The sequence below is a fragment of the Halomonas sp. DP1Y21-3 genome, assembly GCF_019801245.1.
In the GTDB taxonomy this organism is placed as follows: domain Bacteria; phylum Pseudomonadota; class Gammaproteobacteria; order Pseudomonadales; family Halomonadaceae; genus Halomonas; species Halomonas litopenaei.
Window position 1 is genome coordinate 203,702 of record NZ_JAHVJM010000007.1, and the last position, 16,146, is coordinate 219,847.

General features: G+C 62.3%; 13 protein-coding genes, 4 tRNA genes and 1 rRNA gene. 2 read left to right on the top strand and 16 right to left on the bottom strand.

Annotated features, from left to right (window positions below):
* Positions 1–6 precede the first annotated feature (6 nt).
* From rpoB to KUV74_RS19435, 14 genes are all read right to left on the bottom strand, one after another.
* On the bottom strand, positions 7–4,086 hold the full coding sequence (gene rpoB / locus KUV74_RS19370; RefSeq protein WP_045990867.1) for a DNA-directed RNA polymerase subunit beta: 4,080 nt from the start codon (positions 4,084–4,086) through the stop codon (positions 7–9).
* Between the two features lie 234 nt (positions 4,087–4,320).
* On the bottom strand, positions 4,321–4,695 hold the full coding sequence (gene rplL, locus KUV74_RS19375; protein ID WP_108133877.1) for a 50S ribosomal protein L7/L12: 375 nt from the start codon (positions 4,693–4,695) through the stop codon (positions 4,321–4,323).
* A gap of 80 nt (positions 4,696–4,775) precedes the next feature.
* Positions 4,776–5,279 (bottom strand): 50S ribosomal protein L10, encoded by a 504-nt coding sequence (gene rplJ, locus KUV74_RS19380; protein WP_045990869.1) that lies wholly within the window; start codon positions 5,277–5,279, stop codon positions 4,776–4,778.
* Between the two features lie 253 nt (positions 5,280–5,532).
* Complete coding sequence (gene rplA, locus KUV74_RS19385) at positions 5,533–6,225, bottom strand: 50S ribosomal protein L1 (RefSeq protein ID WP_045990870.1); 693 nt, start codon at positions 6,223–6,225, stop codon at positions 5,533–5,535.
* Positions 6,226–6,227: 2 nt separating this feature from the next.
* Positions 6,228–6,659, bottom strand: coding sequence for a 50S ribosomal protein L11 (rplK, locus tag KUV74_RS19390; protein WP_045990871.1), 432 nt, complete (start codon positions 6,657–6,659; stop codon positions 6,228–6,230).
* Between the two features lie 141 nt (positions 6,660–6,800).
* Positions 6,801–7,334 (bottom strand): transcription termination/antitermination protein NusG, encoded by a 534-nt coding sequence (gene nusG, locus KUV74_RS19395; RefSeq protein WP_045990872.1) that lies wholly within the window; start codon positions 7,332–7,334, stop codon positions 6,801–6,803.
* A gap of 8 nt (positions 7,335–7,342) precedes the next feature.
* On the bottom strand, positions 7,343–7,711 hold the full coding sequence (gene secE, locus KUV74_RS19400; RefSeq protein WP_045990873.1) for a preprotein translocase subunit SecE: 369 nt from the start codon (positions 7,709–7,711) through the stop codon (positions 7,343–7,345).
* A 72-nt stretch (positions 7,712–7,783) separates the two neighbouring features.
* A tRNA-Trp gene (locus KUV74_RS19405) sits at positions 7,784–7,859 on the bottom strand.
* Between the two features lie 143 nt (positions 7,860–8,002).
* Positions 8,003–8,077 (bottom strand) — tRNA-Thr (locus KUV74_RS19410).
* Positions 8,078–8,118: 41 nt separating this feature from the next.
* Positions 8,119–8,192: transfer RNA gene (locus tag KUV74_RS19415), tRNA-Gly, on the bottom strand.
* Positions 8,193–8,310: 118 nt separating this feature from the next.
* Positions 8,311–8,394 (bottom strand) — tRNA-Tyr (locus KUV74_RS19420).
* Positions 8,395–8,604: 210 nt separating this feature from the next.
* Positions 8,605–9,444: a type III pantothenate kinase gene (locus tag KUV74_RS19425; protein ID WP_045990874.1), complete on the bottom strand. Its 840-nt coding sequence runs from the start codon at positions 9,442–9,444 to the stop codon at positions 8,605–8,607.
* The gene (locus tag KUV74_RS19430; RefSeq protein ID WP_222517135.1) at positions 9,441–10,493 is read right to left on the bottom strand and encodes a biotin--[acetyl-CoA-carboxylase] ligase; all 1,053 of its coding nucleotides are present in this window, start codon (positions 10,491–10,493) and stop codon (positions 9,441–9,443) included. Before KUV74_RS19430 ends, KUV74_RS19425 begins: the two co-directional genes overlap by 4 nt.
* Positions 10,494–10,861: 368 nt before the next feature.
* A complete protein-coding gene (locus KUV74_RS19435; protein ID WP_222517136.1) occupies positions 10,862–11,542 on the bottom strand; it encodes a FadR/GntR family transcriptional regulator in 681 nt (226 codons plus the stop codon).
* A 153-nt stretch (positions 11,543–11,695) separates the two neighbouring features.
* Here KUV74_RS19435 and KUV74_RS19440 point away from each other — a divergent pair, with 153 nt between their 5' ends.
* Together KUV74_RS19440 and nhaC are read left to right on the top strand one after the other, a co-directional pair.
* Entirely contained in the window at positions 11,696–12,835 is a 1,140-nt protein-coding gene (locus KUV74_RS19440; protein ID WP_222517137.1) for a trans-sulfuration enzyme family protein, read from the top strand.
* Positions 12,836–12,856: 21 nt separating this feature from the next.
* Positions 12,857–14,350, top strand: a complete 1,494-nt coding sequence (nhaC, locus tag KUV74_RS19445) for a Na+/H+ antiporter NhaC (RefSeq protein ID WP_108133873.1) — start codon at positions 12,857–12,859, stop codon at positions 14,348–14,350.
* A gap of 145 nt (positions 14,351–14,495) precedes the next feature.
* Here the strand turns inward: nhaC and KUV74_RS19450 are convergent, their stop codons facing one another.
* Both KUV74_RS19450 and rrf read right to left on the bottom strand, forming a co-directional pair.
* The gene (locus KUV74_RS19450; RefSeq protein ID WP_124805273.1) at positions 14,496–15,059 is read right to left on the bottom strand and encodes a type 1 glutamine amidotransferase domain-containing protein; all 564 of its coding nucleotides are present in this window, start codon (positions 15,057–15,059) and stop codon (positions 14,496–14,498) included.
* A gap of 987 nt (positions 15,060–16,046) precedes the next feature.
* A 5S ribosomal RNA gene (rrf, locus tag KUV74_RS19455) occupies positions 16,047–16,146 on the bottom strand; the annotation flags it as partial.

The window sequence follows — 16,146 nt, forward strand, 5'->3', positions numbered from 1 at the left end:
GCCGCCTCAGCTCTCCAGTTCGATATCGATGCCCAGCGAGCGGATTTCCTTCACCAATACGTTGAAGGATTCCGGCATGCCCGCCTGCATGGTGTGATCGCCATCCACGATGCTCTTGTACATCTTGGTACGACCTTCCACGTCATCGGACTTGACCGTGAGCATTTCCTGCAGAGTGTAAGCGGCGCCGTAGGCCTCCAGGGCCCAGACCTCCATCTCACCAAAGCGCTGACCACCGAACTGCGCCTTGCCGCCCAGCGGCTGCTGGGTGACCAGCGAGTAGGAGCCGGTGGAACGCGCGTGCATCTTGTCGTCGACCAGGTGGTTGAGCTTCAGCATGTACATGTAGCCCACCGTCACCGGACGATCGAACGACTCGCCGGTACGCCCGTCGTACAGGGTCATCTGGCCGGAATCCGGCAGATCGGCTAGCTTCAGCAGGTGCTTGATCTCGTGCTCCTTGGCACCGTCGAACACCGGCGTCGCCATCGGCACGCCCTTCTTCAGGTTCTTGGCCAGCGCGATGATCTCGTCATCGGACAGCGACTCGATCTCCTCGACGCGGGTACCCTGGGTGGAGTTGTAGACCTCTCCGAGGAACTCGCGCAGCTGAGCCAGCTGCTGCTCGCGGGCGTCACGCAGCATGTGCTCGATCTTCACGCCGAGACCGCGGGCCGCCATGCCCAGGTGCGTCTCGAGGATCTGACCGACGTTCATCCGCGACGGTACACCCAGCGGGTTCAGCACCACGTCGATGGGCTCACCGTTGTCGTCGAACGGCATGTCCTCGATCGGCATGATAGCCGAGATGACACCCTTGTTACCGTGACGGCCGGCCATCTTGTCACCCGGCTGCAGGCGACGCTTGATCGCCAGGTAGACCTTGACGATCTTGAGCACGCCCGGTGCCAGATCGTCGCCCTGGGTGAGCTTGCGCTTCTTGTCTTCGAAACGCTCGTCCATTTCCTTGCGACGGTTCTCGAGCTGCTCGTCGGCCTGAGCCAGCAGTTCATTGAGCTTCTCGTCCTGCATGCGCAGCTTGAACCACTGCTGACGCGGCAGCTCCTCGAGATAGTCCTCGGACAGCACATCATCCTTGGACAGGCGCGGACCACCGTTGACCGGCTGACCGGACAGGGTGCGCTTGAGACGCTCGAAGGTGGCGTCCTCGGCGATGCGGTAGGTCTCCTGCAGGTCCTTACGCACCTCGTCGAGCTGCATCTGCTCGATGGACAGAGCGCGCGAGTCCTTCTCGACGCCGTCGCGGGTGAACACCTGAACGTCGATGACGGTGCCCTTCATGCCGGTGGGGGCACGCAGAGAGGTGTCCTTCACGTCGGACGCCTTCTCACCGAAGATCGCACGCAGCAGCTTCTCTTCCGGGGTCAGCTGGGTCTCGCCCTTGGGCGTGACCTTGCCGACCAGGATGTCGCCGGCACCGACCTCGGCACCGATGTACACCACACCGGCCTCATCCAGCTTGCCCAGTGCCGATTCACCGACGTTGGGGATATCGGAGGTGATCTCCTCCGGCCCCAGCTTGGTGTCACGGGACACACAGGTCAGTTCCTGGATGTGGATAGTAGTGAAACGGTCTTCCTGGACCACCCGCTCGGACAGCAGGATGGAGTCCTCGAAGTTGTAGCCGTTCCACGGCATGAAGGCGATGCGCATGTTCTGGCCAAGCGCCAGGTCACCCATGTCGACGGACGGACCGTCGGCCAGGATGTCACCACGCGCGACGTTGTCGCCGGGGCGAACGATCGGACGCTGGTTCTGGCAGGTGTTCTGGTTCGAACGCAGGTACTTGGTCAGGTTGTAGATGTCGACACCGGCCTCACCGCCGATGATCTCGTCTTCGTTGACCCGCACCACGATGCGCTTGGCGTCGACCGAGTCGATCACGCCGCCACGACGGGCCACGGCACAGACACCGGAGTCACGGGCGACGAAGCGCTCCATGCCGGTACCGACCAGCGGCTTGTCGGCACGCAGGGTCGGCACCGCCTGACGCTGCATGTTGGCACCCATCAGGGCGCGGTTGGCGTCATCGTGCTCGAGGAACGGAATCAGTGCGGCGGCGACGGACACCACCTGACGCGGAGACACGTCCATCAGCGTCACCTGTTCGGGACGCATGAAGGTGGTCTCGCCGCGGTGACGCACCTGGACCAGATCGTCGACCAGCTTCTTGTCGGCGTTGACGGTGGCCGAGGCCTGGGCGATGACGAAGTCACCTTCCTCGATGGCCGACAGGTGCACCACCTCGTCGGTGACCACACCATCCACGACCTTACGGTACGGCGTCTCGAGGAAGCCGTAGCTGTTGGTGTGGCTGTAGGTCGCCAGCGAGTTGATCAGGCCGATGTTCGGACCTTCCGGCGTCTCGATCGGGCAAAGACGGCCGTAGTGGGTAGCGTGAACGTCACGCACCTCGAAACCGGCGCGCTCACGGGTCAGGCCACCCGGGCCGAGAGCGGACACACGACGCTTGTGGGTCACCTCGGACAGCGGGTTGTTCTGGTCCATGAACTGGGACAGCTGAGAGGAGCCGAAGAACTCCTTCACCGCAGCGGCCACCGGCTTGGCATTGATCAGGTCCTGAGGCATCAGGCCTTCGCTCTCGGCCATGGACAGACGCTCCTTGACCGCGCGCTCGACACGCACCAGGCCGACACGGAACTGGTTTTCTGCCATTTCGCCGACGCAGCGGATGCGGCGGTTGCCCAGGTGGTCGATGTCGTCGACATCGCCAAAGCCGTTACGAATGTTGATCAGCTCGCGCAGCACGTCGAGGATGTCGGTACGATCCAGCACACCGGAACCGGTGTCGGAATCACGACGCAGACGACGGTTGAACTTCATCCGGCCGACGCCGGACAGGTCATAGCGGTCTTCGCTGAAGAACAGGTTGTTGAACAGCGTCTCGGCGGCTTCCTTGGTGGGCGGCTCGCCGGGGCGCATCATGCGGTAGATCTCGACCAGCGCCTCGAGCTGGGAACCGGTGGTGTCCAGCTTGAGGGTGTCGGAGACGAAGGGACCGCAGTCCAGATCGTTGGTGTAGAGCGTCTCGATGGTGGTGATGCCGGCCTGACCGAGGGCCTCGAGCAGCTCCGGGGTGATCTCGGAGTTGCAGGGGCAGATCAGCTCGCCGGTGGCGGGGTTGATCTGATCCTTGGCCAGGGTCTTGCCGAACAGGTAGTCCATCGGCACTTCCAGACGCTCGAGACCCGCCTTCTCCAACTGGCGGATATGCTTCTGGGTGACACGACGACCCTCTTCGACGATGACCTCACCGTCGGCGCCCTTGATGTCAAAGGTCGCGGTCTCGCCACGCAGGCGAGACGGCACCAGCTCCACCGAGAAGCCGGACTTCTCGATATGGAAGGTGCTGGTGTCGAAGAACTCGTCGAGGATCTCCTCGGCGCTCATGCCCAGCGCGCGCAGCAGCACGGACGCCGGCAGTTTGCGACGACGGTCGATACGCACGAAGACGTTGTCCTTCGGGTCGAACTCGAAGTCCAGCCAGGAGCCGCGGTAAGGAATCACGCGAGCGGAGTACAAAAGCTTACCGGAGCTGTGGCTCTTGCCCTTGTCGTGATCGAAGAACACGCCGGGACTACGGTGAAGCTGAGACACGATGACGCGCTCGGTACCGTTCACCACGAAGGTACCGTTCTCGGTCATCAGGGGGATCTCCCCCATGTAGACTTCCTGCTCCTTGATGTCCTTGATGGCCTTGTTCGACGACTCCTTGTCGTAGATGATCAGGCGAACCTTGACACGCAGAGGAGCGGAGTAGGTGACGCCGCGCAGCTGGCATTCCTTGACGTCGAAGGCCGGAGTGCCGAAACGATAGCTGACGTACTCGAGCGCAGCGTTGCCGGAGAAGCTCTCGATCGGGAACACGGACCTGAAGGCGGCGTGCAGGCCGACTTCCATGCGCTCTTCGGGAGAGCGGTCCTGCTGGAGAAAGTCGTAGTAGGAATCAAGCTGGATGGCCAGCAGGTAAGGCACATCCATCACTTGGGGCAGTTTGCCGAAATCCTTGCGGATGCGTTTTTTCTCAGTGTATGAGTAAGCCATCTGTATTCCCCAGCTTGTTCACCATGGGTGACCGATGCGTGTCGGCGCCACCCGACGGACGGTCTCCGTCAGGCGCTGACGGCAAGTCCTCGGATGAGTGACTCGCCGTCGGAATTCTGCAAGCTACAGGCCCTTGGGGGCAGGCAGCTAGTGACAACAGAAAAAGGCCGGTAGCGGGCGTCCCGCCACCAGCCGTGGAAGCTTACGCAGCGCGTAAAGCCATGGGCACAAGGATTACTTGAGCTCCACGGACGCGCCGGCTTCTTCCAGCTTCTTCTTGGCTTCTTCCGCGTCGTCCTTGCTCATCGCTTCCTTGATGGTCGCCGGCGCGCCGTCGACGGCACCCTTGGCTTCCTTCAGGCCGAGACCAGTGATCTCGCGGACGGCCTTGATGACGTTGACCTTCTTGTCGCCAGCGGAGGTCAGCACCAGGTCGAACTCGGTCTGCTCTTCGGCAGCGGCGGCTTCGCCACCAGCGCCCGGGCCAGCCACGACAGCAGCAGCGGCGCTAACGCCGAACTTCTCTTCCATGGCTTCGATCAGCTCGACGACTTCCATGACGGACATGTCGGAGACGGCGTTGATGATATCTTCTTTGGTCAGTGCCATTGTCTAGATTCCTAACTTTGCGGGCGTCTCGGTCACCCGAGAACGCGAAATGGATCGTGGTCGGTCGACAGGACGACGCCTTAAGCGGCTTCTTCCTGCTTCTGGTCGCGCAGCGCAGCGAGAGTACGAACCAGCTTGCCGGCAGAAGCTTCCTTCATGACGGACATCAGCTTGGCGATCGCCTCATCGTAGGTCGGCAGGGTCGCCAGACGGTCGATATCGCTTGCCGGGATCAGCTCACCTTCATAGGCCAGCGCCTTGACTTCGAAGTTCTTCTCATCCTTGGCGAACTCCTTGAACAGACGAGCGGCAGCGCCCGGATGTTCGTTGGAGAAGGCCAGCAGAGTCGGACCAACGAAGGTCTCTGACAGGCACTCCCAGGGAGTACCGGTCAGGGCGCGGCGTGCCAGGGTGTTGCGCACAACACGCACCTGGACGCCATTCTCGCGAGCCTGCTTACGCAGTTCGGTCATCTTGTGGACCGCGACGCCGCGAGAGTCGGCAACTACGACGGAGAGTGCATCCTTGGCGACTTCACTGACCTCGGCAACAATTGCCTTCTTGCCTTCGAGTGCTAGTGCCACTGTGATCACTCCTTCGTGCCGGAACCCGAGGGCTCCGATGGTTACCATCTCCCCTTCCGTAGAAGAGGGGCTTCAATGATGGTGCTCACCAGATGCCTGGCGGCAACACCATCTGCGCAGGTGCCCGGGGGCGATTAAGCCGCCGGCAGACCCGAAGGTCAGGCGGCGGCGCCTGCGGTCTTTGACGGTGCCCCGCCGGCCGGGTGAATCACCCGGCACGGGGACCGCAAAGTGTCTTGCCTGTTGTGTCGCATCACACCAGCGCGGAGTGATCGACGGTCAGACCCGGGCCCATGGTGGTGGACAGGGTCATCTTCTTGAAGTACACGCCCTTGGAAGTGCTCGGCTTGAGCTTCTTCAGGTCGGCGAGCAGCGCATCCAGGTTGCCCTTGATGGCGTCGGCTTCGAAATCGACCTTGCCCAGGGTGGTGTGGATGATGCCGTTCTTGTCGGTACGGAAACGCACCTGACCGGCCTTGGCGTTCTTGACGGCGGTAGCGACGTCGGGGGTCACGGTGCCGACCTTGGGGTTCGGCATCAGGCCACGCGGACCCAGGATCTGACCCAGCTGGCCGACGACACGCATGGCGTCCGGCGAGGCAATGACCACGTCGAAGTCGAGCTGGCCTTTCTTGACCTGCTCGGCCAGGTCGTCCATACCGACGATGTCGGCACCGGCTTCCTTGGCGGCTTCTTCGTTGGCACCCTGGGTAAAGACGGCAACGCGCACGTCCTTGCCGGTACCGTTGGGCATCACGGTCGCACCGCGAACCACCTGGTCGGATTTACGCGGATCGACGCCCAGGTTGATGGCGACGTCCAGCGACTCCTTGAACTTGACGGTGGACAGCTCGGAGAGCAGAGCCACGGCCTCGTCGATGGAGTAGACCTTGGTGGCGTCAACCTTATCGCGAATCTGCTTTGCGCGCTTGGTAAGCTTTGCCATGATCAGAGACCCTCCACGTTGAGGCCCATGCTGCGGGCGCTACCGGCAATGGTACGCACCGCGGCGTCGAGATCGGCAGCCGTCATGTCCGGCTCCTTGGTCTTGGCGATCTCTTCGAGCTGCTCGCGGGTCACGGTACCGACCTTCTTCTTGTTCGGCTCACCAGAGCCGGACTTGATGCCAGCGGCCTTCTTCAGCAGCACCGCGGCGGGCGGTGTCTTGGTGACGAAGGTGAAGCTGCGGTCGGAGTAGACGGTGATGACCACGGGAGTCGGGAGACCCGGCTCGATGTTCTGCGTCTCGGCGTTGAACGCCTTGCAGAATTCCATGATGTTGACACCGTGCTGACCCAGCGCGGGACCCACGGGGGGACTCGGGTTGGCCTTACCAGCTGCAACCTGCAGCTTGATGTAAGCCTGTACTTTCTTGGCCATGATGGACTCCAGTTGGGTAGTAGCGCCTTGCGGCTCCCCGGACAAAACGGCCGCCTCTCGAGGCGACCCCTACGCACTGAAAACTTTCAGCACATGACGGCGGGCCTGCCTGAGCAGACCCACCGTAAGAAACTTGTCGACCTACTCCTTCTCGACCTGGGAAAACTCCAGCTCGACGGGAGTGGCGCGCCCGAAGATCAGCACGCTGACCTGCAGACGACTCTTGTCGTAGTTGACCTCTTCGACCACGCCGTTGAAATCGGCGAAGGGGCCATCGATGACGCGCACCGACTGACCGGGCTCGAACATGGTCTTGGGACGCGGCTTTTCGGCCCCATCCCTGACGCGACTGAGAATGGCGTCGGCCTCGCGCTGAGTGATCGCCGCCGGCTTCTCCTTGGTCCCGCCGATAAAGCCCATGACACGGGGCGTCTCGTTGACCAGGTGCCAGGTCTCGTCGACCATTTCCATCTCGACCAGCACATAGCCGGGATAGAACTTGCGCTCACTCTTGCGGCGCTTGCCGTCACGCATCTCGACGACTTCTTCGGTCGGCACCAGAATCTCACCAAAAAGATCTTCCATGCCGTGCATCTTCACACGCTCGATCAGCGAGCGCATGACGTGCTTCTCGAAGCCGGAGTAGGCGTGGACGACGTACCAACGCTTGGACATGAAGACTCCTAACCGATGACGCCGGACATCGCCCAGCTGAGCAGCGTGTCGATCAACCAGAGCAGCAGCCCGACCACCAGCACAGCCACCAGCACGATGGCGGTGGTCTGGATGGTCTCGGGGCGCGTCGGCCAGACGACACGTTGAATTTCCTTCCTGGCGCTCTGCGCCAGCTCCACCAATTCACGCCCCTTGGTGGTGGTCAATGCGACCAGGGCAGCAACGACAGACAGGGCAACAACGCCCAGAACACGATACAGAAGCGGCTGGTCGGCAAAGTAGGTGTTGCCAACGACGGCCAGCACCAGAAGAACGACGACAACCGCCCACTTGAGCCCGTCGTGGCGCGACTCCTGCACCTCGGCGTTATGCTTCATGAAAACGAGACTCCTCAGGGCGCGGCAATCGAAACACGAAAGTATATAAAAAACTGCCAGCCTGGGGAAGACTGGCAGGCCAGGAGGGAATCGAACCCCCAACCTGCGGTTTTGGAGACCGCTGCTCTGCCAATTGAGCTACTGGCCTGTACTCGATGCAAACCACCCTTTGCGGGCAGCCTCTGCAACAGCGGGCACCATGATAGCGAAACGGATCTCGCCTGGCAACCCCCTCCGCCCTGCAGACGCGGCGGAGAAAGAAAAAGCGAGCCTAGGCTCGCTTTTCTTAGATGGAGCTCATGGACGGATTTGAACCGTCGACCTCACCCTTACCAAGGGTGTGCTCTACCCCTGAGCTACATGAGCGCACTCTTCGGCAATCCAACTACTTCACATTGCCTGAACTCTGGAGCGGGCAGCGGGGATCGAACCCGCATCATCAGCTTGGAAGGCTGAGGTTCTACCATTGAACTATGCCCGCAAAATCGGTACTAAACCTTCTTTGCTGAAGCAAAGCCCACCGAACCCAAACCAGCCTGGCAGCGTCCGACCGCCTGCTCCACATCAACCAGAAACCACAACTCTGATCGATCAAAATCTGGTGGAGGGGGAAGGATTCGAACCTTCGAAGCTTTCGCGGCAGATTTACAGTCTGCTCCCTTTGGCCACTCGGGAACCCCTCCAACTGGCGACGTATTTTATCGCCCTGCTCCGAGAAGTCAAGTGGTTGTTTTAAAAGAATCAAGCTGTACGCAAAACTCTTACAACCTATCTCGACGGCAGCCTGCAACCCGCGGGTCGCTGTACCTCGGAACGCGGCGCATTGTGTCAAAGCAGAATGGATAACGCAAGGCTTCCATAGGCTTTTTTTACGGCGCACCGGAAAACCACGGTCACAGCAGCATCGAAAACGCCAGGCCCGCGCGGATCTTTTCCAGCGCCACCGGAGCCGGCGGCACCGGCGCCCCCGCCATCTTGCCGGCACGTTCTGCTGCCGTCAGAGGGAAACACGCTTCAAGACCGGCGTAGACCATGTCCGGCCAGATCGCGTGGGGTACGCGAATACCACGAGACACCACCCTGGCATCGCCGCCGGTGACCAGCATGGGTAGCGCCACCCCCTCACGGTCGCAGACCTCGCTGTAGATCCGATTGACCGCGCTGACAGCGGCCATGTAGATGCCGTGATTGACCGCCTCTACCGTGCGCCGCCCAGGAGCGAGCAGCTCGTCTGCCTCGCTGTCCGGGTCGATGGCCACGTTGCGGGTGCCCAGCTTCAGGCTTTCTTTCATCAGACGCAGCCCCGGCAGGATGTACCCCCCGAGATGACGCCCGCCTGGCAGCACGAAGTCGATGGTGATGGCACTGCCACAGTCCACCGTGCAGCTGGCACCGGCGAGCTGATAGCCCGCCAGCACCCCCATCCAGCGATCCACGCCCAGTCGACCCGGCTCGTGATAGCCGTTGGTGACGCCCAGTGCTTCGTGGCAGGAGCGCGCCACGTGCACCGAACGCACCCGGTCCTTGAGCAGCGACTCGGTCTGCGCCAGCACCGAACGCCTCGCTACACTGGAAATGCGCACCGTCTCGACCACGTCGAGGTCGGGAATGTCCGACCCGGGCTTCCACTCCTCCCGGGTCCACACCGCGCCCCTGGAGCGAATCTCGCTGCTGTCAGCGTCCTTCAGGCGCCACTTGGACAGGGTATTGCCGATATCCAGATCAAGAATCATGGGCGAGCCCGCACGCTGATCTCTCCTCCCACCAGGCGCTCTTGCCGCTCTCCGTCAACGCCCTTGCGCACCCAGAGATTGCCACTGCCATCCACGTCTCCTGCCTGGGCCAGCTCGCGCTGCTCCCCTCGAATGATTTCGATGTCCCAACCGGCAAAGGCGTGACGTGCGTTCCAGGCGTCGCGCCAGGCATCGAACCCCTGCTCCTCGAAACCTGCCAGCATGCCCAGCAGACCGTCCAGCAATTCGGCCGCCAGCACGTTACGGGATAGCCCTGGAGCCTGATCATGCACACAAGCGACCGGCTGATCGATCTTCGCCCGGAAGCTCTCCGGCAGATCCACGTTGATGCCCATGCCGAGCACCACCTCGCAGGGGCCGGCGGCGTCACCGCTCATCTCGACCAGAATACCGGCCAGCTTGCCAAAGCCCTGCTGACCCGCCCCCTGCCCGGTCGCTCCCTGCTCATCCAATCCTTGCTGAGCCGACCCTTGCGGGCCCAAGGGCAACAGCACGTCGTTGGGCCACTTCAGCCCGGGCTTGAGCCCATGGCGTTCCAGCACCTGGGCCAGCACCACACCGATGGCCAGGCTGAGGCCTTCCAGGGCAGCGACACCCGAATCGAAGCGCCAGCCCACGGAGCACATCAGCGTGCGCCCCCAGGGGGTCGTCCAGGTGCGCCCGCGCCGCCCACGGCCGGCGCTCTGCTGTTCGACCAGGCAGGCCTCAGCGTGCCCTGCTCCCTGACGAAAACGCTCGCGCAGGAACTCGTTGCTCGAGGGCAGGGTGTCTTCCACGAAGAGGCGCGAGAGGTGTCGACGCGACTCGCGTGACAACGCGGCTACCACCGAGGGCCCATCGAGCAGCTCAAGGGGTTCGGCTAGCCGATACCCCTGCCCCTTGACCGCCTCCATGGGGATGCCGAGATCCTCAAGCTTGCGCAGCTGCTTCCACACCGCCGCCCGCGACACGCCCAGCTTTTCCCCCAGCTGCTGGCCGGAGTGGAACTCGCCGTCACTCAACAGCCGAATCAGCTCACCAATGGTCATCCCTCGCCCCTTCCACGGGAAAAGGGCATAGTCTATCGAATGTCGCCTGTCGCCGGAAATCCACGCGTCTGCAACACTCCTGTGGGTGTGCCTCTGAGCAACTCCTCCAGGTGTTACGAGCACCGGCGGGCGGTGGCGAGCAAAAGGAAAATGGCACCATGCAAGCGTCCGCCACTCTGCTCGATTGTAGCCACGCGGACAATGCCGGAGCCTGGACTCGAAAGTCCTCCACAACGCCAATGCCAGCCGCCTACTGACTGGCCACTGCGTCGCTGCTTGCTGCATCGAAGCAGCAATATCTGATGGGCGAAGCCCGCCCTGTACGCTATTGCTGCAGGCGCAACGAACCAGCCACCAGGCCGGCGTCTTCACGACACCATGGCCTCGACGCTCTTGCGCGTGGCACCGACCAGGTTGTCGAAGGCGGCCAGAGCGGCCTGCTCATCACGCCGCCGCATGGCCTCGAGCAGGTCTTCGTGGTGGGCAAAACTTGCGTCAAAGACTTCATGACGATCGTCCGGCGAGTCCCAGGACAGGTACAGCTCGTCGTGCATCATCTGGATCAGCCCAACCAGCACGCGATTGCCGCAGGCCTGATAGATCGCAAGGTGAAAGGCCGCGTCGGCCTCGCTGACCGCGAGGAAATCCTCCCTCGCCCGAGCACGTCGATAGTCATCCAGGTGGCCGGCCATGGCCTCGAAGGCGGCCTCTTCGGCGTGCCGCACGGCTAACAGAATGGCCTGGGCCTCCAGCGCCTGGCGAACCTCGAGCATCTCCAGCAGATGCGCCCTGGCGTCGTGGATGCCAAGACTGGCCAGCAGTTGAAAGGTCCGCTGTTCGCTGACGAAGATCCCCTTGCCGTTGACCACCTCGATGATGCCCTCGGCCTGGAGCTTCTTGAGGCCCTCCCGGAGGGTAGATCGACCTACCTCCAGGCGCTCCATCCACTCCCCCACCGAAGGTAGGCGCGCCCCCGGCGCCAACTGCTCTTTGGCGATATAGGCGCTGATCTCTCCGGCGACGGTGTCCGATAAGTAGAGTCGTTTCATGACGTTGGCATCCAGGCAGGAAAGGCGTCCAGGGGCCTGATCGACGGTAACGGCAAACCTCTTCTGGATCAATTGTGGGGCCAGCAGGGCCGTGCTAGCTTAGCTATCAGACAGGCTGATAGCTCAATCCACCCTGCTTGCGGAGACCGCACCGTGGACCCACAGGATCGCCATATCTGTAGTCACGCCTTCGAACACAGCCAGGATCATCACGGCGCCGTGGCACCTCCCGTCTACCAGACCAGCATCTTCACCTTCCCGGACCTCGAAAGCTTCAGCCGCGCACAGCTGGCCGAACGCGACCACTTCATCTATAGCCGCGGGCTCAATCCCACCGTCAAGTTGCTGGAAGACAAGCTGGCGGCGCTGGAACGTGGCCAGGCCTGCAAGGCCTTTGCCTCCGGCATGGGCGCCATCTCCGCCACGCTATTCTCGCTGCTGAAGCACGGCGACCACGTCCTGCGCATTAACCAGACCTACGGGCCGAGCGTCGAGTTGCTCGACCATATGGCCCGCTACGGCGTCAGCCACGACGGTATTGGCGGTGATCAGGATGTGAGCGACCACCTGCGGCCCGAGACCCGCCTGATCTACATCGAGAGTCCGTCATCGCTGCGCATGGAGCTGGCTAACCTCGAGGCTATCTCCGCCATCGCCCGGAAACGCGGCATCCTCACGCTGATCGACAACACCTGGGCCACCCCGCTATTCCAGAAGCCGCTTACCCACGGCATCGATATGGTGGTGCACTCGCTGTCGAAGTACATCGGCGGGCACAGCGACGTGGTCGGCGGCGCAGTCATCGCCGACGCCGAGCTGATCGACAGGCTCTTCGCCAACGGTCACCAGTTGCTGGGCGCCGCTCTGTCGCCCCACAGCGCCTCGCTGATCCTGCGCGGTCTACGCACCCTGCCGGTGCGCATGGCCGAGCATCAGCGCAACGCCTTGGCGGTCGCCCGTTTTCTCGCTGACCACCCGCAGGTCGCAGCGGTGCATCACCCGAGCCTCGCCAAAGGCGCCGCCGCCGACTGGGCCGCCCGCCAGCTGCACGGCCATTCGGGCCTGCTCAGCCTTGCGCTTCACCACCCCAGCTACTCGCGCATCGCGAATTTCATCGACGCCCTCGAACTGATGCGTATCGGCGTCAGCTGGGGCGGCTACGAAAGTCTTGCGCTGTCTCCCATGCGCCCCGACGGCAGCGGCCAGCCGCTGATTCGCCTGGCCATCGGGCTTGAACACATCGACGACATCATCGACGACCTCGAGCGGGGGTTCGCCGCGCTCGACCGCTGATCACCACGAGGAGGACATCCCATGCCAGCCATACAACGACAACCTGGACTTGTTCCATCCCTGATCCTGCTGACCGCCATCGCCTTCGCCATCGTCTACGGCATCGTGGTGGCGGGCCTACCCACCGAACTGGTGCTGATCACCCTGGGCGCCGCCGCCACCCTGTTCAGTCTGCTGCACGGCGGGACCTGGGAAGGCGTCATGGACATCATGGGCAACAAGGTACGCACCGCCCTGTCCGCGCTACTGGTGCTCTACAGCATCGGTATCATCATCGGCACCTGGATGATCTCGGGCACCATTCCCTACTTCATCTACCATGGCCTGGAGCTGATCGATCCCCGCTACCTGTACGTCATGGCGTTCTTCGGCACCGCCATCGTCTCCACCTTCACCGGCACCTCCTGGGGCTCCGCCGGGACCCTGGGGGTGGCCATCATGGGCATCGCCGCGGCCATGGACATCAACCTGGCGATCACCGCCGGCGCGGTGCTCTCGGGCGCCTACTTCGGCGACAAGCTGTCGCCGCTGTCGGACACCACCATCATGGCTTCCATGGTGGTAGGCGAAGACCTGTACCGACACATCCGCCACCTGATGTACACCTCACTGCCCGCCAGCGTGGTGGCCGCTGTGGTCTACCTGATACTCGGCCTCAACATGGACCTGGCAGAGGGCACCCCGGAGGCCATCGCCGCCAGCGCCGAGACCATCGGCGGGCTCTATCAGCTGAACCTCCTGTTGCTGCTGCCGGTGGCCATCGTGCTGTTCGGCTCGGTGCGCAAGAAGCCGACCCTGGTGGTACTATTCCTGGCCTCGGCCTGCGCCGCCCTGCTGGCGATACTGCTCCAGGGCGCCAGCCCCGAGGCGGTGGCCAAGGCCGCAGTCTCGGGCTTCAACGTCAGCCTGCTGGCCGGCTTCAACCCGGGCCTGGACGTCGCCACCCTGCCCCCGGCACTGGTCAGCCTGCTGAACCGTGGCGGGCTCTACAGCATGCACGGAGCAGTGCTGTTCGCGCTGTGCGCCTTCTTCTTTGCCTCGGCGCTGGAGGCAGCCGGCATCCTCAAGGTCGTGCTCGATCGCAGCCTGGCCTACGTGCGCTCCGCCCGCGGCACCATCCTGGCCTCGCTGGCGGCCAGCAGTACCATCATCCTGGCCACCGGCAACAGCTATGTGACCTTCTTTTTGACCCGTGAGCTGTTCGCCGAGCAATATCGCAAGCGAGGCCTCCACCAGCTCAATCTGTCGCGCAGCATGGAAGACGGCGGCATGATTCCCGAGCCGCTGGCCCCCTGGACCGTCTCCGCCGTCTACATGGCAGGTACCTTGGGTGTTGCCACACTGGACTACGCTCCCTGGGCGCTGTTCAACTACCTGGGTATCGTCTTCTCGATCCTGCTTGCCATGATCGGGCCCTGGACCGGCTGGTTCGGCGTAAAGCGCATCGAGCCCACTGGCGAGGAACAGACCGATTCGGTCACTCCATCAATGAACGCTTCTTCCACCGTCAAATAGGCCCGTCGAACCAGCCCTTCGAACTAGCCCGTCGAACTGGCTCGGCTACATCACCAGCCAACACCACCTCGACACGCAACAGGCCCCCGGCGACCAAGTCGCCGGGGGCCTGTTGCGTTCCGCCAGGTTGCTGTATCGAACAGCGTCAGGCGTGCTGCTTCTCGTGACGCCCTTCGTGGATTTCCTCGACCAGCTTGTGGCAGAAGATATCCAGATCATCGGGCTTACGGCTGGTCACCAGGCCGTTATCCACCACTACCTGCTCGTCGACCCAATCGGCGCCTGCATTGCGCAGATCCTGTTCGACACTCGGGTAGGAGGTCAGCCTGCGACCTTCAACCACCCCGGCGTTGATCAGGATCCAGGGGGCGTGGCAGATCGCTGCCACCGGCTTGTGAGCCTGGAAGAAAGCCTTGACGAAGCTCAAGGCCTTCTCGTCCTGGCGCAGGGCGTCGGGATTGAACAGGCCGCCAGGCAACACCAGAGCGTGATAGTCATGTTCGCTGACATCATCCAGGGCCACGTCGACGTCGTAGGTGTCGCCCCAGTCGTTTTCTGCCCAGGCCTTGATGCCCTTGGCCTCCGGGGAGACCACGTGCACCACGATGCCCTGCTGCTGAAGCTTCGCCTTGGGTACCGCCAGCTCCGACTCCTCGAAACCGTGAGTGGCGAGAATCGCGACACGTTTGCCTTCCACTTGCTGCGTCATGACATCCTCCATGGATCGATAAATTAGACAATCGACTCTATCTGTCACGTGCTTGTACAAGATGGAGGTCCAGCCGCCGTGCTTCAACCCGCGTATCGCACAAGCCTAAATCAAGTTTGTCGGTCGCCGACTCTCCCCTTCTGGTGGAAGATTCCGGTGATAGCGATGGCTCAGCTGCTCGATGACCAGACTTTACAAAACGAAGGCCCAACTCCTCCTGGAATTGGGCCTTCTTTTGAATCGACACCTGACGATGACACTTAGACAGCAAGGTCGCTCGCATGGGGGTGAGTCACCCCAGCGCTCTTCACAAGGGCTGCAGCGAAGCTGCAAGGGGGGACGAACGACACGAGCCCGCCCTTGAGAAGAGCCAGGCCGGACCGCACCTCGGGGGCGGCGGCGCGGCCCCACATATAAAGAGAGGGGCTGAACTTGTAGAGAGCCATGCATGCGCTCTTTACAAAAAGAAGGCCCGACTGTCTCTCGACAATCGGGCCTACTTCTTAATAAATGCCTGACGATGACGCTAAGACAACAAGGTCGCTCGCATGGGGGTGAGTCACCCCAGGGTTTGCAGCGAAGCTGCAAGGGGGGACGAACGACGCGAGCCTGCCCTTGAGAAGAGCCAGGCCGGACCACACCTCGGGGGCGGCGGCGCGGCCCCACATATAAAAAGCGGGGCTGAACTTGTAGAGAGCCATGCATGCGCTCTTTACAAAAAGAAGGCCCGACTATCTCTCAATAATCGGGCTTACTTCTGAATAAATGCCTGACGATGACGCTTAGACAGCAAGGTCGCTCGCATGGGGGTGAGTCACCCCGAGCTTTTGCGGCAACGCCGCAAGGGGTGACGAACGACGCGAGCTTGCGAGCGGCCGGACCGCACGCAGTGCGGCCCCACATATAAAGAGCGGGGCTGAACTTGTAGAGAGCCATGCATGCGAAAAAGCCCAACTCCTCTCGGAATTGGGCTTCTTCTGAATAAATGCCTGACGATGACCTACTCTCGCATGGGGAGACCCCACACTACCATCGGCGCTGAGCGGTTTCACTTCTGAGTTCGGCAAGGGATCAGGTGGTTCCCACT

Bases quoted from the DNA above. Each gene is read 5' to 3' on its own strand.
- rplK (WP_045990871.1), bottom strand. From the start codon at position 6,659: ATGGCCAAGAAAGTACAGGCTTACATCAAGCTGCAGGTTGCAGCTGGT.
- rpoB (WP_045990867.1), bottom strand. From the start codon at position 4,086: ATGGCTTACTCATACACTGAGAAAAAACGCATCCGCAAGGATTTCGGC.
- rplL (WP_108133877.1), bottom strand. From the start codon at position 4,695: ATGGCACTGACCAAAGAAGATATCATCAACGCCGTCTCCGACATGTCC.
- nhaC (WP_108133873.1), top strand. From the start codon at position 12,857: ATGCCAGCCATACAACGACAACCTGGACTTGTTCCATCCCTGATCCTG.
- KUV74_RS19450 (WP_124805273.1), bottom strand. From the start codon at position 15,059: ATGACGCAGCAAGTGGAAGGCAAACGTGTCGCGATTCTCGCCACTCAC.
- KUV74_RS19430 (WP_222517135.1), bottom strand. From the start codon at position 10,493: ATGACCATTGGTGAGCTGATTCGGCTGTTGAGTGACGGCGAGTTCCAC.
- nusG (WP_045990872.1), bottom strand. From the start codon at position 7,334: ATGTCCAAGCGTTGGTACGTCGTCCACGCCTACTCCGGCTTCGAGAAG.
- secE (WP_045990873.1), bottom strand. From the start codon at position 7,711: ATGAAGCATAACGCCGAGGTGCAGGAGTCGCGCCACGACGGGCTCAAG.
- KUV74_RS19435 (WP_222517136.1), bottom strand. From the start codon at position 11,542: ATGAAACGACTCTACTTATCGGACACCGTCGCCGGAGAGATCAGCGCC.
- KUV74_RS19425 (WP_045990874.1), bottom strand. From the start codon at position 9,444: ATGATTCTTGATCTGGATATCGGCAATACCCTGTCCAAGTGGCGCCTG.
- rplA (WP_045990870.1), bottom strand. From the start codon at position 6,225: ATGGCAAAGCTTACCAAGCGCGCAAAGCAGATTCGCGATAAGGTTGAC.